Here is a 20,788-nt window from a genome sequence, read left to right as displayed (position 1 = left end):
GATATTATAGGCTATTTTTAAACGGGTTCTAATATTTAAAAGTATAAGACAATTCGAACAAACGATTATGAGTCGTGGTATCTTCCACCGAGCCGGTCATCCTATACAATCTTGGAATCACAATCGCGGCGATTACGACACCGCCGTATTTGGATTCAAAAACGTTTCCGCTAGGACCTTCTTTACCCAAAAGATTGTCCATCATGCTCTTTTTATGATTGTTGTTCATCGCGAAATAATATGCAAGTCCTCCGATCAACAAATCAGTAAGAATATAAAAAGAGGCCCTTGTTAACGTATCCCCTGGAGTATAAATCGGAGATTTTCGAGAATTGTAAAAAACGGATAACGCAGGGGAGATCAAATTTAATCCTTGAGATACGAAATGGGATTTCTTCTCCAACCTTTCGATTCTTTCATCACGTATGGTTCCGGAAGTCGAGCCGATTCCGGTTGCGTCTTTCTTCTGTAACTCTTCTTTAAAATAATCTCGAAACGCCTTTTCCATTCCATATTTCGGAGCTTCGATTCTCATAATGCTCACGTTATCACGTTTTGCAAATTCCCCCAAATAGATATCGAACGAATATTTGGAATACCAAGGATTCGTATAATGATATTTGAATCCCTTTGTCTTCTTGCTGAATTTTACGGAACCTTCTGCAAGCTTGTTCAATGCGGCCGAGATTTTTATGTTGTTTTCTTCGATATTTCCCTCGAGTTCCATCACCTCGGACGCGAAAACAGAACGAAACGTTAGGAAAAACGGAATCAAAATAAGAAGGAGTCTGGGACAGCGGTTCACTGAAGTTCCCCTCCTTTGATATAAGCGATCAATAACATAATAGAGTTGTAACTAACGTGTGCCGAGATGGAATACCAGATATTTCCCGTTCTCAGATAAAAAAGCCCGAAAAACATTCCGACAAAACTGAGTAGAATCGGAACGCTGATGGAAGATTGTTCGCCGTAATGTACCAAACCAAAAACGACGGATGTAAAAAGAAGACCGGGTATTTCCAATCCTCTTCCTTGGAATTGTTTCAGGCAAAATCCCCGAAAAAAAACTTCCTCCACAATTCCCGTGACCAGACCAACGCTATAAAGAGACCAGAGTAACAAAGACCGGTTTCCTTTCATTTCCTTAAAAAGCGCCTCTTGAAATTCATTCGGAGTTTGTTTACCGAAAATCTTAGTTAGAAAAAAACCGAAGACGATCACAAATAGAAAAACTAAGGCCCCAAGTCCTGCACCGGTGAACATCGTCTTGAGATCAAAAGAATCGCTGAGATCTGTGAATTCCGCCTTAAAAAATCGAGCCAAAATAAAATAAGCGGGAAGAATAAAACAAAGTGCCCAGATCAATCGATCCACAATCAAAAGCCAGGGTTTCTCTCTTACCATCACCTCGATATAACGCCGATAAATTCGTTTGTTATCGGTTTGGATTTCTTTCTGAAATTTTTCAGTCGTCTGTTTATAAATTTCCGCTCTCGTATTACCGTCCAAATACGGAAAATCACTCGGAAGTTCTTCGGAAATCAAAACTGTAAGAACGATCGAAGTGGCAATTAAAGGAAGAAGAACATACGTTCCAAGAATCAGAACGAGAAATTGTTGAAACGCTATCAAAATCGGTTCGAACGGTTTCTTTTGCGGATTGTCGATATTTTCTAAGGATTCCATTGGATCGGGAGTCTTGGTTACAAACATTTCTGTTTCTTTTTTTGCGTCATTGTTTTTTTAGAATCAGCCGATTCTACACGTATAAGACCATGAAACGCTCTTTCCAGTATCCAATCGGGTTCGTTACCTTGTTTTTAACCGTTGTTTTTTTTAAAAGTCCGGTCGACTCCCGCCAAAAATCGGAACTTCTAAAAAATTTAGATTACAACAATCAATCGATAAAAAGGCTCCGAGAGGACGTCAAAAACAATCTAAAAGTATCCGTCTCCAATCTGGAAAAGTCGGAACTCACTTCCCTTGAATTTTATCGATACATCGTAAGGAAAGAAGACAATTTCTTTAAAATTATGGCTCGAACCGGAATGGACATCGATACGATTTCATCGGTCAATTGCCTTTCCTCTCCCTATGATATCTATCCCGGGATGGAACTTTTAATTCCCAACATGCGAGGAATTTACGATCTGGAGGAAAAGGAGAATTCTTCTTCGGTTCAAAAAAAACTTTCTAAGAAATACAACCTCGTGCAGAAGTTCATCTTTTTCGATGAGAATAAAGGACTTTGGTTTATTCCCGGAAAAGGACTTCCGAAAGAAGAAAAATCTTTCTTTTACGGAATGGCTTTTAATCGTCCTTTGGGCGAAGCAGGAATCGTATCCTCTCGTTTTGGAAAAAGAAAAGATCCATTTACCAGAAAAGAAACCTTTCACGGCGGATTGGACATCGCTGCCGAAGAAGGAACTCCGGTTTATGCTTCTGCAGATGGAGAAGTTTACTTTTCCGATAAAAAAGGAGGATATGGAAATTTGATCGTTCTAGGTCATAAACTCGGATACGAAACCTTATACGGACATCTAAGCTCCATTTCTGTACGTCCCGGCGAAAAAGTCAGCAAAGGTCAAAAAATCGGAGAAGTAGGCCAAACCGGAAGAGCAACGGGAAATCATTTGCATTTTGAAGTCAGAAGATTCAATCAAAGACAAAAACCTGTGTTTAGGGATCATGTTTAAAAAAATTTTTCACTTTTTTTCAGTACTGATATTTCTTTCTCTATTTTTCTTGGGTTTTTTATTTTTACGTTCGAATAAAAGTACCAACGAATATCTTTCCGATTCTCCCTTTGATCCCGGAAAAAATAATTTTCTCTTGGAATCGGAGTGGATCCATAAGGAAACTTTAAACCAACCTTACGGAATTGCAATTGATACCTCCGGTTTTGTTTATACCGGAACCGCAGATTACAAAATTGTACGAATCCGTACCAATGAAAAGGTAGAAACATTTGCGATCCTCGAGGGAAGGCCGTTGGGAATGGTTTTTGACTCAAATGGAAATCTCTTGGTTTGTGTGGAAGAAATCGGAATTGTAGAGATCAATAAAAGTGGTTCTCAAAGAATTCTGATTTCTAAACTTCCGGACGGTTCCCCGCTTCGATTTCCACACGGAATCGATGTGACTAAAAACGGGAAAATTTATTTCACCGTTTCCAGTCGATCTTACTCTTTCAAAGAATCATTTTTAGAGGAGCTCTCCTCCAAATCAGATGGAATGATTTTAACGGCGGATAAAGATATTAATTCATTAGAAATTTTGAATGAAAGTCTGTTTTATCCCACGGGGATCGCGTTATCATCCAACGAACAATTTTTACTCGTATCGGAACCGTTTCGTCACAGGATTTCTTCTATCCCATTGTCGGGCCAAAAAAAAGGTGTGGAAAAATTTTTTCTCACGAACATCCCGGGACTTCCGGCTTTGATTACCGGAAACTCCGGTTCTTTTTGGATTGGAGTTCCTTATTTTAGAAACGAGGTTTTGGATAAGATTCAGGAGTATCCCGGAATTAAAAATTTACTGACGGGCCTACCGAATTTTCTTTTTGCTAGAAATACACCCAGAGGTTTGATATTCGGGTTAAACGATTTCGGAGATATTACGGCCAATTATCAGGATTTTTCGGGTTCTTCCGTTACGGGAATTACGGCGGTTTTAAAACACGCGGGAAATATCTATCTCGTTTCTTCGACCACCGGTAAAATCGCTAAAATGAAACCGATAGTCGAAGAAATTCAATTTTTCTAATATTCTAATCCTTACATAGATCCCAATACTTCTCTGAATCTTTCGAGAGGGAATCTATTTACGAAATCTCCGAATTTCTCATCGGAGTCTCCTTCTTCTTTCCAGAGTACGAAAACTTTTTCCAATTGAGCTGGAATATCCGCAAGAGCGACTTTCTTAGCCACATATTCGCCGACCTTGGTTCCTTCGGAATCCGCCCCGAAAAATAATGAGTATTTTCCTCCAGCTTGCTGACCTACGATTCCCACTTCCGCAGAATAAGGTCTTGCACATCCGTTCGGACATCCGGTCATACGAACCACAGGAGCTCTATCGCCGAGCCCGAGTTTATCCAAAACGTTTTGGATTCCGTTCAGAACTTCGGGAAAAGAACGTTCCGATTCCGTCAACGCAAGCGCACAAGTCGGAAGCGCCGGACAAGCAAGTGCGCGATCATAAAGAGGGGAAGGGCTTTTCCAAGGTACATTCAATTCTTGTAATCTTTTTTCGATCTTTTCACGATCCGATTTTTGGATTCCGATGAGAATCAAATCCTGATCCGCCGTGATCTGAACGTGTAATTTGTAAATACCGATGATTTCTCTCAGGGCGGACTTCAAAGGTCTTCCGGGAAAATCCTTGATTCTTCCTGCAAGAGTATGAAACCCGAGAGAAAGGGTTCCGTCTTCTCTTTCATTCCAACCCAAATAAGAAGGAGTCTTCCAACTTGGAAGGGATTTATCCGTATCCAATTTTACATTGGAACGGGATTCCACTTCCGATCTAAACCAATCCACTCCCTTTTCTGCGAGAACATATTTCAAACGAGCGTGTTTCCGATTAGTTCTATCTCCGAAATCTCTATGAGCTGTTACGATCGCTTCCGCAACCGGGATCAATGCACTTTCGGGAATCCATCCAAGAAGGCTTGCGGCACGTGCGAAGGTTTCCGGTTTATTATGAGTCATTCCGAAACCTCCTCCGGCAAACACGAAATAACCGTCAATCTTTCCATTTACGGAAAGAGTCGCCGCAAACCCCATATCATTTGCATAGATGTCCACGGTGTTGTTTCCCGCAAGAGTAACGGCAATTTTAAACTTTCTAGGAAGATACGTTTTTCCGTAGATCGTCTCTTCCTCGTCTTTGTTGAGTTGTTTGTCGCCTAACCATACTTCGGCATAAGCGTTTGTTTTGTACTTAAAGTGATCGGATAAAATCTGAGAAACCCCGTCGAGAAGCTGAAGTTCTTTTTTTCCAAGAGGATTTACGGCTTGAGTCACGTTACGCACAACGTCTCCGCACGCTCCCATACTTGAGAGATTTACTTCGTGAATCGCTTTCATTACGTCGCGGAGATGAAAAATCCTTAATGTATGAAGCTGAACCGATTGTCTCGTTGTTAAACGAATCGCTCCACCTCCAAATTTATCCCCCAATTCATCCCAAACTAAGTATTGCTCGGGAGTAAGTCTCCCTCCGGGAATTCTCCCACGAATCATAAAGCTGGTAGGAGCTTCGAGATCGTTTCCGCTTTCGTCTTTTTTGCGGTCCCTATCTTTTTGCTGGTAAAGTCCGTGGAATTTAAGTAATTGTTTCTCGTCTTCCTCGTAGGAATCAATGTTTCGGTCTAAACCTTCCGCGATTTTTCCTCTCAGATTCCTTGAGTTCAATTTAATTTCTTCGACTGGTGATAGTTCTTTCGTTTCCGACATGGTTTGGATCTTTTTCCTTTTTCAGATTTATAGTTTCGTTATATTCTCTTTGAGTCGGTCGAAACCTTAAAATAACCATCTTTGAGGTTCTGTAATAACTCTTTAAGGACTTTTCTTCTGCTTTCCGGACTCGGTAAAATTGACTTCAATTCTTTTCTCAATTGCATGAGTTCTTTAAACTCTTCCTCGTGTTCATCCGGAATGAGCTCTTCCAAAACGACTTTGACGGCTCCGGAAATTCCGGCAAAATTTCCTTCCGTAGAAATCGCAACTCGAACCAGTCCGCGATCTAAAACCGCCGCGGAATAGAAGTCGCAGTTGGACGGATCGTCCGCACAATTGATCCAGATTTTCCAAGAATGAGCGTAGTCGGCAAGTCTAGCGTTTAAATCGGAATCGTTAGTCGCGGAAAAAACAAGGGTTTTCCCTTGAAGGTCCGAAAATTCCACGGATCTATATTCCACTTTGATTTCCGGATGTTTCTCTAAAACTTGAGCTACTTCCCTGCAAGCCTCCAAAGTTATCAAGGTGATTTTCGCACCTGAATCGATGAGATGAGGTAACTTTTCAAAAGCCACTTTCCCTCCGCCGATCAATAGAATATTCTTATTTTCTAAATTCAAGAAAGCGGGATATTTTCGACTCATTCTTTTTTTCCTTGAATTTCGGAGAAAACCTGATCAAACCGGGTTCCTCCTAAATCTTGAGAGAAAGTTGAAATCGATCTTTTGTTTTCCAGAAATCGGACTACTTTTCCGATATAAATGATTCCAGGACCTTTTGTCTTTTTTTCAAGACAAAAATGCGCCGCATCCTTAAGGGCACAAGTTTGAATATTACAATTTTCTAAAGAAGCATTTTCGACGAGAGCCACCGGCAAGTCGGGATCACTTCCGTGTTGTAAAAGTAGTTTTGCGATTTTAGGAAGGGAAGCTGTTCCCATAAAAAGCGCGATCGTTCCTTTAAACTTCGCGAACCAAGTCCAATCGGTCTCTTCGCTCAGAACGGTATGACCGTCCATGATCAAAACCTGACGGGACAAACCTCTGTGAGTCAACGGGAAACCGGCAAAAGACGAACCCGCATTCAAAGAACTGACTCCGGGAATGATCTCGTAAGTTATATTATGATTAATTAATGTAATTAATTCTTCCCCACCTCTTCCGAAGACGAAAGGATCTCCGCCTTTTAGACGAACCACATTTTTTCCTTGAAGAGCGTAGGAAAGAAGAAGCTGGTTAATCTCTTCCTGAGTCGCGGAATGTGCGCCGGAACGTTTCCCTACGTAGTGAATGACGGCGTCTTTGGGAAAAACTTCGAGAAACGAAGGATCTAAAAGTGCATCATATAAAATGACTTCGGCCTTAGCGAGAATTCGATACGCCCGCAAAGTCAAATCTTCCGGATTTCCCGGTCCGGCTCCGACAAGATAAACCTTGCCTGGTTTAAGATCTTTATCGGTATCGGCGTTTAACACGAATTAGGCTCCGACTCCGGTAATCATTCCCGCACCGACGGTGGAATTGGTTCCCTCGTCCACGAGGATAAAACTTCCAGTGGAGCGGTTGGTTCTATATTCGTCAAAGCTCACAGGTTTTGCGGTCCGGATTTTGATTTTACCAATTTCGTTTAATGTAAGGCCTTTCGATGCATCCTGTTTTTCATGGGTATCGGGGGCAATTTTGAATTCGATTTCTTTTACGATTGCCTTTACAGCATTGGTCGTCTGGCGAAGTAAATATTTATTTCCGGATAATAAAACTTTTGAATCCATCCAACAGATATTAGCTTCCAAATCCTGAGAGACGACAGGAAGGTTGGCGGATTGGACGATCATGTCCCCTCGGGAAATATCGATTTCGTCTTTTAAACGGATTGTAACGGACATAGGAGGAAACGCCTCTTCCACTTCCAGGTTGTAAGTATCGATGGCCTCGATCGTACTTGTAAACCCGCTAGGAAGAACTGTGATCGAATCACCCTTTCTGAAAATTCCGCTACGAACCTGACCCGCGTAACCTCTATAGTCATGATGTTCGTCGGAAAGAGGACGAATCACGTATTGAACTGGAAAACGAGCGTCTTCTATGTTCTCATCACTTTCAATATAAACTTCTTCGAGATGACTGAGCAAAGTGCGTCCTTCATACCAGGAAAGATTTTCGGACTTATCGACCACGTTGTCTCCATTGAGAGCGCTGATCGGAATAAATTCAATATCCTTAATGTCCAATCGAGACGCGAAGTTCAGATATTCCGCTTTGATTTCTTCGTAACGAGCTTGGGAGAATTCTACCAAGTCCATCTTGTTGACACAAACAACGAGGTGAGGAATCCGAAGCATCGAAGCGATGTAAGAATGGCGATAGGTTTGTTCGATTACGCCCTTCCGTGCGTCGATCAAGATGATCGCCAAATTGGAGTTAGACGCACCCGTCACCATGTTCCGTGTGTATTGAACGTGACCCGGAGCATCGGCAATGATGAACTTTCGTTTCGGAGTTGAAAAATACTTATAAGCGACGTCAATCGTAATTCCCTGTTCTCTTTCGGCCTTGAGGCCGTCGGTAAGAAGAGCCAAGTTGATTTGTCCGTTGTTTCCACGCGCGGTTTTTTCGATCGCTTCGAGTTGGTCCTCAAAGATCGATTTGCTATCATAAAGAAGTCTTCCGATCAACGTGGATTTTCCGTCATCCACGCTTCCCGCAGTGATAAAACGTAATAAATCCATCAGAAGTATCCTCCTCTTTTTCTGTCTTCCATAGCCGCTTCGGAACGTTTATCGTCGAGTCTAGAACCTCTTTCGGTAGTCCGAGTTGTTTGGATTTCGAGGATGATGTCGTCGATATTATCCGCTTGCGAATCCACAGCTGCGGTACAAGTCATATCCCCCACTGTGCGAAAACGAACGATCTTGTCTTCCACACGATCGTTTGCATCTATCGTGATAAACTTCGACACAGGGAAGAGAAGATTCTCGCGATAGATCACTTGTCGTTTATGAGAAAAATATAAGGAAGGAAGGGCAATGTTTTCCTTTCGGATGTATTCCCAAACGTCCAACTCGGTCCAGTTGGAAATCGGGAAAACGCGGACATTCTCGCCCGGACTGATCTTGCCGTTGTAGATATTCCAAAGTTCGGGTCTTTGCAGTTTCGGATCCCATTGACCGAATTCGTCTCGAACCGAAAAGACCCTTTCTTTCGCTCTGGCTTTTTCTTCGTCCCTGCGGGCACCACCGATACAAGCGTCGAACTTGAATTCCGAGATCGTATCCAAAAGTGTCACGGTTTGAATTCCATTTCTACTCGGGAACTTTCCTTTTTCTTCTACGGCCTTTCCACGATCGATGGAATCCTGAACGTAACGGATGATCAGCTTCTCGCCGATTTTGGAAGCGAGTTTGTCTCTAAAGTCGAGAGCCTCTTGAAAGTTATGACCGGTATCGATGTGAACGAGTGGAAACGGAAACTTACCCGGACGAAACGCCTTCAACGCGAGATGCACTAATGTAATGGAATCCTTTCCGCCCGAAAAAAGAAGAGCGGGTCTTTCAAACTGAGAAGCAGTTTCCCGAAGAATATAAATCGATTCCGCTTCCAGCTGTTCGAGATGTGTAAGTCTGGATCTATTCATAGTTGAATTCATATTGCTCTTTTGGGACCGGATTTTTGACGGACCAACTTGCCGTCGACGACGTGAAGTCCACATTCTTGATTGGACGCTTCCCACCACCACCTTCCGGCGCGAATGTCTTCTCCCGGTTGAACAGCTCTCGTGCAAGGAGCGCATCCGATCGAAGGAAAACCTTTCTTGTGTAATACGTTAGTCGGAACCCGATACGTATCGATAAAGTCTTGAATGCGCTCCAAAGGCCAATCAAGAAGCGGATGATACTTTAAAATATTACGCGAAGAATCGAATTCCACTTTTGTCAAAGAATGTCTAGAATCCGATTGTTCCGACCGAATTCCGGTGATCCAAAGTTTTGTTCCGACAAGTGCACGGTTTAACGGCTCTACTTTCCGGATGTAACAGCATTCTTTTCTGTTATCCACAGAATCGTAAAAACTGTCGGGACCTTTCGTATTGATTAGATTTTGAACCGCGGCCGTGTCTGGAAAATACGTTTCGATCCTTTTGTTATAACTCGCGTTCGTAAGTTTGTGAAGGTCGTATGTTTCGTTGAAAAGGCGGCCCGTGTCCAAAGTAAAAATTCTGATTTTCAGATTTCGGGAGAATATGACGTGAGTGATGACTTGGTCCTCAAGACCTAAGCTCGTGGAAAAAGCCGCAGTCTCTCCGTACTCGTTATTGATCCATTCTAAGGAATCTTCCAGGCTCAAAGGAGCAAGTTTTTGTTCCAACTCTTGTGGACTCATGTTCGTGATAACCTAAGTCTTGGATAGGAGGTTTACGCATCCAGCTTGATTTATGGTTGATCCAAGAAATAGCCCAGATTTAAGAAAAAATGGGACTATTTATTTACCAAAGTTCTATATATTGGATTTTTTGTAAACTATATTTGATATAAAGCCCTGCTAAACACCATTTTCTCAATCTTACTGGAAATTTATCTTATAAGAATGTATGCTTTTATTTTAAAAGTACCATCAAATTTAAGATACCTTCTTTTTAATACATTTTTCGAACGTAAAACAATTTCGAACATGGCATTTGTAAATCGACGAAATTAAGAAGGCAGTAAACTTCTTCCGCTCTAATGCGAGGGAGATCTCGATCCGCTTGAATAGCATTGTCGCTTTAAATTCTTTATGTTCAAACTCCGATTTTTATAAAATCATTTACATTCTCTTCTACAATCCCCGAACTGCTTTGTTGATTGGTAACCGGTTCCATTTTTAGTATTGTTTCAAATTTTTTCACCGAGCCTTTCAATCGAAACATTTTCTGTAGATTTATCAGAAATTACAAAATCAGTCCAACGGCTTTGAGAATACTCATAAGACGAATTCAGTTACAATCATTCGGAAAGACCTTGATTACTTTTTGATTTTAATGATGCACTCCTTATTACTGAAAGTTCTCGTCAGAAATTCAGAGATCATTTTTTATAATACCCAGAATTACATAAAAAGTGCCTAATATTTTGCACTGAAATAGGGTCTTGGAATAAAAATTTACGGTACTCGATTTTATAGAAATCAGTTCAAACTAAAAACACTTCTTCAAGATCAATATTAGAGTTGTTGAAAAATTTCATAACTCAGATTAACAAAACTGCTTTAATCGACCGTTTTCATGAGATATGAAATGGATGGAAAATTAATTTTTCAACAACTCCATTAAAGCACACTTTAAAAATACTTTATAATGTTATTAATAGACACAAAGAGATTATGATATACTTTAGTAATAGTCAAATGAGGACTAAAAACCTATTTAAAAGAAAATTCATTACAAAAATCTTTCGCATTCTCAAACTCGAAATTAAATTTTCTAATCCATTTTTATCGAAAGTATTGGAAAGTTTTATCCTTTTAATTTGAATTGGTTGTTAAATGGAAATCGCATCGATCTTAAAAGGATTTTTTAGAAAAAATTCCAAAATCTATACCCTATTATTCGGTTTTTACGGAAGCCTATTTCTAATCCTATTCTTAAACGAAGAATTCGGATTTTCTCTTCTCACTTCGAAGAATTTCAAATTAAAAGCGGTTAGTACATTTATATTATATGGAATTCTAATATTTTTGTTTTATTACCATCTTCCTAAAAAGAGAAAAATTCGATTCCATAAAAAAAGAATAATCAGTTTTCTTTTCGTGTTTTGGATTAGTTTGATTGTTCTAAATCTTTCTGACTTTCCCTATGAAAAATTTCTATTCTATCTTCCAAAAGAATGGATTTTTTGGACCTGGAAGATTATTAAACAATTCACGCATACTCTTCCCTTGTTAGTTTTTCCTCTATTATACGACTTTTATAGATATAAAACGAATCCCGTTCCATTTAAAAAAAAAAGAAACCCCTCTTATTATCCGATTTTAATTCTCGCTGTGATAATCTCGGCAATCGGTTCTTTTATTCCAGGTTTTAAAGAATTTTATCCGAGGGCCCCAATTACAAACGAACGGTTATTGTATCATGCGACTTGGCTTACGACTCTTATTTTTGAAACCGTATACCTTTACACTTTTTATTTTACAGAATTCTTTTTTAGAAAATTTCTAATTCGATATTTGAGCGTCGTAGGCCGTTACCACGCAGTAGGAATGGCGGCTTTAATTTACGGCATGGTTCATTTCCAAAAACCGAGAGGAGAAATTTTAAGTTCTTTTTTCGGAGGATTATTAATGGGAGCTTTGAGTATTAGGACTCATTCGATTCGAGGCGGACTTTACGCACATATCGCACTCGCAGCCGGTATGGAGTTTTTTACCGGGATTTATATCTGGGATAAATTATTTTGATTTTTTAGAGTTTCCTGAATTTATCAGAACTCATCTTAAATAACAGTTACTAACTTAAAGTATCACCTTTATGTACGTAAAAAATCTATTCTAAAACTCTTGTATTCAATCCACATATTCTAAATTGGGAAAATATCTCATTTTGTATATCAAAAACCGCAAAGGGCCCAAAGAACTTTAGTCTACCTCAAAATTTCGCTTTAGAATAGTTTAAATGAATCATAAGAAACTATTACTATTAACAGAAAATAAGATGAAGTCTTTTCAGAATTTTTCATCTTTCCACTTTCAAATCACTCAAAAACTTTTCGAATCGAATTCCGATCTTTTTTTCAACTCTTGAAAGTAAAGATTTACAAAAATTATCTCTTCAAAAATTATCACCTACCATGCAATTGAGTACAGCTTTTTCAGATTTTATTTTAAGTTTTGTCTCTATCTTTGTCGCGATTCAAATTAAAAATATAACTTCTTATTCAAAAGCCGCTGGTTTGTTCGGATTTATTTCGATTGGAATCTCCGCCGGATTAGGAACGATTCATTTTTTGGGAATCGAGATCTTAGATCCAATCTATCATTTTTCGGTAGGACTTGCTTCTTTTGTCGGAGTATCTTTAATTGGTACCGGCTTCTTCCATATCGGAATCAAGAAACTGGAAAAGAACTTTATTTATCCGATTGCGGGAATTCTTATTTTTCTTTATATAATTTTCGGTTATATTTTTCTTTTCCCACTTTTATCCACAACTTTGGGAGGAATTGCAATGATTATGGTGGTTCTCGTTTGTATTCGCAAAAATTCGGGAGAGACGAAAATTCCAGCCCTTTATGGGATTTTGGGAGCGATTCTTTTCATCCTCGCAGGGCTTGTGATAGGAACAACAGGTTCCAGAGGACCTATTTTAAACGTAGATATCTTTCATATCGTTCTCGCCGTCGCCGTCTACTCCTTGAGTGTCTCCCTCAAAAGATTAAGCTAAGAATCGTTGCTAAAACATTAGAATACTATGCTACTCATCTCTACATAATAGAGTGTCTAAAATTCTTCATCAAACGCGGGATTTATGCTCAAATTAACGGTACTCTATTTTATAGGGATCAGTAATAAGAAATTTATTTTGCTTGAGTAGCTCAAGATAACTCGCAGTCTTTCCAAATTTTTAGAAAGTGCATATTTCAAAGCGATCTACAGCACTGGTACGATGAAATTTCAAGATAAGAACCCGTCTCAAAACCTTAGGAATGTAAGAACTATTACAATTTTAAACGACGGGAGAAAACCGCCAATGCGACGGTTTCTGTGGGAACTCTCACGTTTTTAAAAAACTTGCCGGATCGTTTAAAAATATTTTTCTTTAGGTTTTGAGACGGGCTCTAAAATGAATCTGATCGATTCCATATTATCTTTTACTAATTCCAAATCGAATTAAGAGTCTGTTTCAAAACCTCGGGATATAGGAATTTCTTAGATGTTAGTGGTTAGAACTTTACACCTTACCCACAAGTATTTGGATCTCCATATAAATCTGTCGGAATTACGACAAATCCACTGTAAAACTTACACCTGCAAATGATTTACAGAAAGCGTTGCATGAGTTTTCCCTAATTTTGGGAGGAGAAAAGAAAGGCTTGGGAGATTTTCCATTATCACAAAATTATACTTTTTGCAAGTAAAAAATCTCATCCTTGTCGGAACACTTGGAAAAATGTGCGTTTGTGATCCTTCTGATTCTAAACAAAATAATGGTTTTTATTTTAAGAATATCCTAAATTTACTTCATACAGAAACGAAGTGGTTCGGTCTTCATACAACGCAGTACCGGATCTGGTACTGCGTCAGTTAACAAACTAGAAAAGGGAAAGAAAAAGAGATGGCTTGGAAAACGGAGCACCGTGAACAGCCTCGGGATCGGAGATCGTAATCGCATTCAATCCAGTTTTAAGATATTGTGCGAGTCCTTGAGTTTCCGACTGATTGAAAAATACACCTTTTTCCAACCATACAACCTTGAGATTAAAACCGTTCCATATATTGGGAGAAACGGATAACCTCGAAACAGCATTTGTCGTTTGTCCGGAAGGATCCAAACCTACGATATTGGCTGCGGCCTTGTACGGCTCCAAATTGGTCATAATCTCCAACTGAGCTGGAGTTGGAGCACCTGTTACCGGAACCCCGTTCACCGCAAATTTTGTATTGATGTAAAAATCATCCGGCGTTTCTACAAAAAGACCCGTTATGACCTGGGGAGGAAAGGGTTGCGTTTCCACCACTCTCTCCGTCTTAAAATTCCAAACAAAACCTTTAGCGGAATTCGGATCACTCATAGGAGCATCCCCACCGAACCAAGGTAAAGCCGAAGGAATATCGCTTGCGATCAGGATCGTATTTTCGATACCGAACGTATCTAAAAGACTGGAGTCTTCATTCCGATACTTGCTCTGAATCATCTGAATAACGAGACCGCCGATACTATGGCCCACAATAGTGGTGATCTTTCTTTTTTCCGTACCAACCATTTGGCTAAGCAAAGCACGGAGTGCATCTCCGTAGTTCCCAACACTCAATTGGCTCACATTAGCCGGAACAGATGCAGTCCCACGAGTCATAGTGCTTGCGCCATGCCCCGGAAGATCCATAATATAAACGTGAGTCGCTTTTCCCTGATTGATCAATTCTTTGGCCAATGGTTCAAAGAAGGCACTATTGTCTCCGAAACCGTGAACCAACAAAACCGCTTTTGGATTGATAATGATCGGCCCCCCGCTTGGTTTGCGGTAATGAACGACATTGATTTTATAGTAGGTGGTTTCAAGCGAATTGTAACCTCGACCTACCAAATTGTACGTAAGAATTTCTTTTTCATAAGCGGCGCTAATGGAATTTACGCCGGACAAAAAAACTAGAAAACTTACGACCAGAACAATCCTTCTGAATCGACTTTGAACTTTCTGAATACCCAATCCAATCTTCATGGAATAGTTTCTCCTTACACTTTTTTGAAGAAAAAAACTCTACTCTAACGATTTCCTTTTTTGTTCGAGCCACATGGAAAAATCACTTTCGGATCTATTTGTAAAGCGAATTTATATCGTTTGGACATAAAATTGACTCTTTATTATAAATAGACCACGATCTCATGTCAAAGGTAACCTTCGGTTTCCTAAAGATGTATTTGAAACAAAATAAATGGATTTTGAAATTATTTTAGAATCTAAAAAACGAGCCTTTCTCTTTTCTCGGAATGTGTAATTTAATACAAAAGTCCCTATCTCAAAAAACGAAAGAAAACTAAAGTTATGAAAAAGTATAAAGAGAAATGGAGGTAAGCGGGGAGTGAACCAAGGTTCCAAAAGAAAAAGGCTGTTTTCGCGCACATTTTGTTAATATGTTTTAATTTGTTTGTAAGTTTTGACTTCTTTTTGCCACTTTTTCCATTAATCGATGTTTGGCGGTCATCGGCTTTTCCGAATTTAAAGCCTGTTCCAAAAATCAATTACAATCATTGATGAGCTTGTTTCAAAAGTTAGAATATGGGACCTTCTTCAAAAAAAAAATGATATTCGGAATTAGATGTAATTCTTCAGAACTTCTACCTCTTTGCGAATTGCTCATTCATTTTTGGTATCGTTTTCATGTGTCCGAGTAGAAGTTATCTCAAAAATACTTTATCTTTGCTTAAAACGCCGATTCGAATTATTCTAAGATATTTTTGAGATAGCTTCTAGTAATTTCTGTAGAACTTTTACTTTGTTAATCAGTTTCCAATTCAGAGTTAGGTGGATCAGTTCGGATTTTAAAACTATTCCATCACGATGGTAATATCAACCCGACGGTTTTTTTGCCTGCCCTGGACCGTAGAATTATCGGCGATTGGTTTCGATTTTCCATATCCTTCATAAGACATCCTTTTTTCTTCCAAACCCTGTTTGTCTCTAAGTTCCCTTAAAACGGAAAGAGCACGTTCTCTGGAAAGTTTTCGGTTGTATTCATCCCCGCCTGAGTTATCAGTATGACCACTAATCCTGATCTCTCTGTCTCCGTATTTCTTCAATACGGATGCGATTCTTCTTAATTCCAGTTTCGCTTCCTCTTTGAGCTGGGAACTATTGTAATCAAACAACACCGAGTTTAATGAAATCGCGATTCCCTCTTCCGTTCTTCGAATTTCAACCGGAGAACCCGAAACTTTCATTGTTTCCTGTTTAGTTTTATTCTCCTCTTCTTCAGGCCAAGAAAGAGTTTCTCTTGGAGGATTAGAGTTTTTTTTCTGTTCAGAACCTGATTCGATCCCGGTAGGAAGTTCTCCTTTCAAAATTTTACGGACTTCTTCAGCGAACTTATCCTTATCACTATCAGTAAGCTTTATGTTTTTATTATATACTCCGTGAATGTCGAACGACATTTCCTGAACCGTTCCATTTGCGTAAATGAAGGTATAAGTCAATTGAACTCTTTTATATTGAGGAAGGCCGAGTTCACGATTGAAAAAAACCATACCTCTTGCAAATCCGTAAATTTTAAGAGGAATCCCCTCTTGTCCCATTTGAGAATCATAGTGTAACGTATAGTTGTATTCGATACGATCGCCTTTATCAGAAAGATTCTGAAATTCCCATTCGTCGACCCCGTGATACTTATATTTTGCAAAAACCGTAATCATTACTCTTCCACCTGGAAATTGAAAACTTTCCGTAGCAGGTTGAGTCCATTCGTCTCCAACAGAAACCGGCTTTTCAGAAAAACTTGGAAGAGAACGTAGGTTCGGCATGCTATATTCTTGTGGGACCTTGTATTGCCCTAAATCCGTAATTTGAAATCTGCTTTTAAACGCCTTATCTTTGCGAAATGCGGAATCAACTTCCGGAAAACGACTATAAGTATCGAAAAATCCCTCTAACAGACATACTTTCATTTCGCAAGAGAGAGTCTGCAAAAGAATTCGATTCTTATCTTCCCTTTTGATCGTTCTTCCTTGGCTTATCAGTCGAACGTTATGATACTCGTTTAACTCAACGTTCTCTCCCGGAATCAACTTCCAACGAAAAAGAAATTTTTCCGATCCTTCGGAAAAAAGAGGATTAAAGTTTCTAAACATTAAAATAACGCAAAATACAATTTTAAGAAATCCCCGACCCGTAGTTTCAGATTTCAAGTTCTGATCCGAAAATGTCCTCATAGTTATAGTTTCGTAAAATTTCACTAAAACATAAGGAAACTATAAAAAACTTCCCGAAAAAATACGATCCGGACGAAATTTAAAATTAGGATTTTTACTTGTTTGCGTTTAAGGAGAATGAAATGGAAGCTAGACTCGTTTACGTCACAGTCGGCAACGAAAAGGAAGCTATCAAAATCGGAAAGACAGTCGTAAAGGAAAGATTAGCCGCGTGTGCGAATATTCTTCCGAAGATAAAGTCAATCTATCATTGGGAAAAAAAGTTGGTTGAAGACAATGAAGCCGTTCTTATCCTAAAGACAAAAAGTGAACTCATAACGGAACTTACTCTAAGGATCAAATCCTTGCATAGTTACTCCGTACCTTGTGTGGTTAGTCTTCCTTTACTGGAAGGGAATCGGGAATATTTTTCATGGATTTTCAGCGAGGTTATTGCGGAATAAAATATATTCAAAAAATATTACATTATGCAAATATACGTTAAACAAAAATTTACGGCTCTTACATTTAACTCCGCCTTTTTCGGTTTTTATGCACATGCGGGTTTTGCAAAGGGGCTTTCCGAAATCGGATTCTATCCTTCCAAAATTACGGGTTGTAGTTCGGGGGCCTTGATCGGTTCTCTTGTTGCGGCCGGAGTTCCCATTGATACTGTGATCGATCTAATTTTAAATTTAAGGAAGAAGGATTTTTGGGAAGGGAATTTAATCACAAATTTCGTAAAGCCGATTCGCAAAGGATTGAAAAATTATTCCGGAATTCTTTCCGGCAAAAAGATCAAAGAGTTGTTAAAACCGCATTTGGGTCATAAAAAGATAGAAGATCTTCCTATCCCAATGGGAATATCCGTTTCAAATATAACAAAACAAATCAGAGAACTCAAAACAAAAGGGGATTTGATCGACCGGATTCTCGCTTCTATGACATTTCCTTTCCTTTTTGAAATTCAAAAGTTGGGAAAGGAAGAATTTATAGACGGAGGAGTCGCCGATCAGGAACCGATCAAGGAATTGATTTTAGATAAGTCCATCCGTAAGATCGTAGTTCACAGCGTTCGCACCCAAAAAGGCCAATCCGAAAGAGCGATGATTCGCGCTTTTCATTCCTCGATTCAGATCATCGAAAATGAAACAAGAGAACTAAAAGAATTACTGGCAAAACATTACAAAAAAGAAATATTAAGAGTCGAAACGGTAACTCCTTATATAGACGCAAACCAACTTAGACATGGAAAGGATGCGATGGAAGAAGGAAGAAAAAGCGCGCACCACTGGAAGAAAAAGATTCTCACTCCCGCTTAATTCCATTGAAACCAACCGTCGCAGAAATCACAGAGAACTACGTAAAACTTCATAAGACTCTTTCCAAATTAATAAAAGCATCGATTTTCAATTATAAAAGTTTTGACTTCTATTCGAACCCGGATTCGCATTGGTTCACAAGAGCCATTCTCAAAGGAAACCCATCTCTTTCCGATTTGAGTTCAGAAATCGAGGATCTGAGGGACAAGGGATTCCATCCTGATATTTTAGATTTTTTGAATACTAGAACTCACGAAATCTCGATTCGTGAACTCGGGTATAATTCCCGTAACGAACAGGTCGGAATGTTTTTAAAAGGGGATCCTATTTCGCTTAACAAAAAATCGAATATGGAACTCGATATTCGAAAAATAAGAACCAAAAAGGATCTAAAAGTTTGGTTGGGAATTTTAAACGATTCTTTCAGATCCGACGACCGGGAAAATCTGTATCTTAAATTATTGAATCAAAACTCATTTCGATTATACGGAGGTTTTATAAACGGGCAAATGACCACGACCGGAATGACTTTTTACGACGGAAAATCCTTTGGTTTATATTCGATTACGACCGATCGCGACCATAGAGGTTTCGGTCACGCATCCGCTCTCATAGAACACATGCTAGGCGAAATTCGAAAAAAATTTCCGGGATTTATTATTTTACACGCGACCGAGATGGGAAAGGGCATCTACGAAAAGTTCGGTTTTGAAAAGTCAACTCTTCTTAGGCATTGGAGCATATATTAAATATTTCTAAATCTCATTTCACAAAAAACGTATCTAAAAACTCCGACAGAAATATCATCGCAAATTCTTCACAAAACGAATGAGTCCCCATATTCTTAGATGAGTGTAAATTCGGTATAAGAAAATTAGTTATTATAATCTAAGAACTTGTCCCAAAACCTCGGATGTCGGAACTCCTACAAAAGTGTTCCAACGATAAAATCCGTTGGAAAATCCATAAATCACCGATCTGCGGGAATTTCCACACTCTATTACGAACTTATGAAATGATTGCGCCGATTCCTTTTAAGGTTTTGGAACAGACTCTTAATTCGACTATAGTTACGCTTAATTGTCTGACAGGTTCAAGTGAAACGTATAATCGTAAAAATTCAGAAATCTTCCGATTATTTCATTTTAACGCCACAAAAAAATACCGCTTCGATCGAACCCGGAAACTCATAGTTTTCAAAAGGGGACCAACCGGATTTACTTTTGATTTCTTCTTTTAGAAATTTCTTAGGTTTTTTTAAATTTAAAACGGTGAAATTCGCCGAATAACCAGGTTCTATCTCACCGAAGCCTTTGCCGAATCTTCCGGGAAGATATTCGTTCACAAAGTCCCCCGGATTTTTTGCGCAAATCCTTGCAATCGTTTTTAATTCCACTCCCGCCTTCAAGATCAACCATGTTACAAAAAGTGAATACGTATCCAGCTGAGAGATTCCGCTCGTGCCCTTGTGTTTTTCTTCGATACTGTGAGGAGCGTGATCCGTCGCGAGATAATCGATCCAGCCTTGTTTGACTCCCTCAAGCATTCTTTCCCGATCTTCCCTGTCCCGCAAAGGAGGATTCATCTGAAACCAATGACGATTCTGGGAAGTCAACATAGACCTATCGAAAAATAAATGAGTGGGCGTTACTTCACAGGTAATTTTGAGTCCTTTTTGTTTTGCGAGTTTGATTTTGCTCAAACCTTTTCCGGTAGAATAATGGCAAAGTTTTCCTCTGAGATCGTATTTTTCGATCAGATATAAAGCAAAGTCGGTTGCCGTCGTTTCCGCTTCGGGAGGCCTTCTGTCCTCGTGAAATTTTTCATTCTGATATTTTTCAAGAATTTCGGGATCTTCACAATGAAAACTTACATTCTCCCCCGCATAGGCGCGGATCGTATCTTCCAGAGTTTGATTATCATGGAAGAAAAGCTCCCCTATACTCGGACCCATAAAAACTTTATAAGGAACGGATTGTTTTAAAGGTTTCGTGTTCGGTCCGATTCCCGCATATAATGTTATGTGTATATTGGATCGATCGGCTAACTTGCGCTTTTTTGAATATGTTGGTTCGTCTACGGGAGGGATCGGATTGTTCGGCATATCTGCAACGTGAATAACTCCGCCATTAACTGCCGCCGCACTCGCGGAAATAAAATCCTCCTTGTAGATATGTTTACCACTTTCATCTTCCCTTGCGTGAATATGAATGTCCCCAAAACCCGGAAATATCACCGTCTCGGAGGGATCAAATCGGATTTCATCCTCTTTTGGTCGTGTATTCCAAAATGTTTTTGCTTCTGTGTACTCCCGAATCCCAAGAATGAGCCCCGTTTTAGAATCCCATTCCACGGTTCCCAAAAAATCTTTCTCGTGAGTGATAATTCTACCGGATATTTTATTAATCATA

The 20,788-nt window shown here is 39.3% G+C and carries 18 protein-coding genes; 7 read left to right on the top strand and 11 right to left on the bottom strand.

What is annotated here, in order from left to right; all coding sequences use genetic code 11:
- Positions 1 to 28: 28 nt before the first annotated feature.
- On the bottom strand, positions 29 to 805 hold the full coding sequence (locus CLV95_RS08050; protein ID WP_002735077.1) for a hypothetical protein: 777 nt from the start codon (positions 803 to 805) through the stop codon (positions 29 to 31).
- Complete coding sequence (locus tag CLV95_RS08045) at positions 802 to 1,713, bottom strand: CPBP family intramembrane glutamic endopeptidase (RefSeq protein WP_002723353.1); 912 nt, start codon at positions 1,711 to 1,713, stop codon at positions 802 to 804. The genes CLV95_RS08050 and CLV95_RS08045 overlap by 4 nt, the downstream gene beginning before the upstream one ends.
- A 62-nt stretch (positions 1,714 to 1,775) precedes the next feature.
- On the opposite strand from CLV95_RS08045, the gene CLV95_RS08040 reads away from it, so the two are divergent.
- Together CLV95_RS08040 and CLV95_RS08035 are read left to right on the top strand one after the other, a co-directional pair.
- The gene (locus CLV95_RS08040; RefSeq protein WP_002723398.1) at positions 1,776 to 2,696 is read left to right on the top strand and encodes a M23 family metallopeptidase; all 921 of its coding nucleotides are present in this window, start codon (positions 1,776 to 1,778) and stop codon (positions 2,694 to 2,696) included.
- A complete protein-coding gene (locus CLV95_RS08035) occupies positions 2,689 to 3,768 on the top strand; it encodes an SMP-30/gluconolactonase/LRE family protein (protein ID WP_002735068.1) in 1,080 nt (359 codons plus the stop codon). Before CLV95_RS08040 ends, CLV95_RS08035 begins: the two co-directional genes overlap by 8 nt.
- 11 nt (positions 3,769 to 3,779) lie before the next feature.
- On the opposite strand, the gene CLV95_RS08030 is transcribed toward CLV95_RS08035, so the two are convergent.
- The 6 genes from CLV95_RS08030 to CLV95_RS08005 are packed head-to-tail and all read right to left on the bottom strand — an operon-like array spanning position 3,780 to position 9,844.
- On the bottom strand, positions 3,780 to 5,462 hold the full coding sequence (locus CLV95_RS08030) for an NADPH-dependent assimilatory sulfite reductase hemoprotein subunit (protein ID WP_002735071.1): 1,683 nt from the start codon (positions 5,460 to 5,462) through the stop codon (positions 3,780 to 3,782).
- A gap of 38 nt (positions 5,463 to 5,500) precedes the next feature.
- Positions 5,501 to 6,109 carry a precorrin-2 dehydrogenase/sirohydrochlorin ferrochelatase family protein gene (locus CLV95_RS08025; RefSeq protein ID WP_002723489.1) on the bottom strand — a complete coding sequence of 203 codons (609 nt, stop codon included), beginning with the start codon at positions 6,107 to 6,109 and terminating at the stop codon, positions 5,501 to 5,503.
- A complete protein-coding gene (gene cobA / locus CLV95_RS08020) occupies positions 6,106 to 6,939 on the bottom strand; it encodes a uroporphyrinogen-III C-methyltransferase (protein WP_002723419.1) in 834 nt (277 codons plus the stop codon). Before cobA ends, CLV95_RS08025 begins: the two co-directional genes overlap by 4 nt.
- 3 nt (positions 6,940 to 6,942) lie before the next feature.
- On the bottom strand, positions 6,943 to 8,193 hold the full coding sequence (locus CLV95_RS08015) for a sulfate adenylyltransferase subunit 1 (RefSeq protein ID WP_002734844.1): 1,251 nt from the start codon (positions 8,191 to 8,193) through the stop codon (positions 6,943 to 6,945).
- On the bottom strand, positions 8,193 to 9,098 hold the full coding sequence (gene cysD, locus CLV95_RS08010; protein WP_002723424.1) for a sulfate adenylyltransferase subunit CysD: 906 nt from the start codon (positions 9,096 to 9,098) through the stop codon (positions 8,193 to 8,195). Before cysD ends, CLV95_RS08015 begins: the two co-directional genes overlap by 1 nt.
- Positions 9,099 to 9,106: 8 nt before the next feature.
- Complete coding sequence (locus tag CLV95_RS08005; RefSeq protein WP_002735099.1) at positions 9,107 to 9,844, bottom strand: phosphoadenylyl-sulfate reductase; 738 nt, start codon at positions 9,842 to 9,844, stop codon at positions 9,107 to 9,109.
- 1,140 nt (positions 9,845 to 10,984) lie between these two features.
- On the opposite strand from CLV95_RS08005, the gene CLV95_RS08000 reads away from it, so the two are divergent.
- Together CLV95_RS08000 and CLV95_RS07995 are read left to right on the top strand one after the other, a co-directional pair.
- Positions 10,985 to 11,896 (top strand): CPBP family glutamic-type intramembrane protease, encoded by a 912-nt coding sequence (locus CLV95_RS08000; RefSeq protein WP_002723382.1) that lies wholly within the window; start codon positions 10,985 to 10,987, stop codon positions 11,894 to 11,896.
- Between the two features lie 389 nt (positions 11,897 to 12,285).
- Positions 12,286 to 12,876, top strand: a complete 591-nt coding sequence (locus tag CLV95_RS07995) for a DUF6962 family protein (protein ID WP_002735095.1) — start codon at positions 12,286 to 12,288, stop codon at positions 12,874 to 12,876.
- An 868-nt stretch (positions 12,877 to 13,744) separates the two neighbouring features.
- Here CLV95_RS07995 and CLV95_RS07990 read toward each other — a convergent pair.
- Positions 13,745 to 14,872, bottom strand: coding sequence for an alpha/beta hydrolase (locus CLV95_RS07990; RefSeq protein WP_002734983.1), 1,128 nt, complete (start codon positions 14,870 to 14,872; stop codon positions 13,745 to 13,747).
- Between the two features lie 827 nt (positions 14,873 to 15,699).
- Positions 15,700 to 17,076 (bottom strand): OmpA family protein, encoded by a 1,377-nt coding sequence (locus tag CLV95_RS07975; protein ID WP_002723345.1) that lies wholly within the window; start codon positions 17,074 to 17,076, stop codon positions 15,700 to 15,702.
- 122 nt (positions 17,077 to 17,198) lie between these two features.
- On the opposite strand from CLV95_RS07975, the gene cutA reads away from it, so the two are divergent.
- From cutA to CLV95_RS07960, 3 genes are read left to right on the top strand one after another with little or no spacing between them, the layout of a single operon-like run.
- Positions 17,199 to 17,519: a divalent-cation tolerance protein CutA gene (gene cutA / locus CLV95_RS07970; protein ID WP_002723381.1), complete on the top strand. Its 321-nt coding sequence runs from the start codon at positions 17,199 to 17,201 to the stop codon at positions 17,517 to 17,519.
- A 24-nt stretch (positions 17,520 to 17,543) separates the two neighbouring features.
- A complete protein-coding gene (locus CLV95_RS07965) occupies positions 17,544 to 18,377 on the top strand; it encodes a patatin-like phospholipase family protein (RefSeq protein ID WP_002734923.1) in 834 nt (277 codons plus the stop codon).
- Positions 18,378 to 18,382: 5 nt separating this feature from the next.
- A complete protein-coding gene (locus tag CLV95_RS07960) occupies positions 18,383 to 19,126 on the top strand; it encodes a GNAT family N-acetyltransferase (protein ID WP_002723318.1) in 744 nt (247 codons plus the stop codon).
- A gap of 386 nt (positions 19,127 to 19,512) precedes the next feature.
- Here CLV95_RS07960 and CLV95_RS07955 read toward each other — a convergent pair whose 3' ends face one another.
- Positions 19,513 to 20,787, bottom strand: coding sequence for an amidohydrolase family protein (locus CLV95_RS07955; protein ID WP_002723343.1), 1,275 nt, complete (start codon positions 20,785 to 20,787; stop codon positions 19,513 to 19,515).
- Position 20,788: the final 1 nt, after the last annotated feature.

The sequence above is a fragment of the Leptospira borgpetersenii serovar Javanica genome, assembly GCF_003046425.1.
Classification (GTDB): domain Bacteria; phylum Spirochaetota; class Leptospiria; order Leptospirales; family Leptospiraceae; genus Leptospira; species Leptospira borgpetersenii.
Note: the sequence above shows the minus strand (reverse complement) of the source record. Positions and strands in the feature narration are given on the sequence as shown.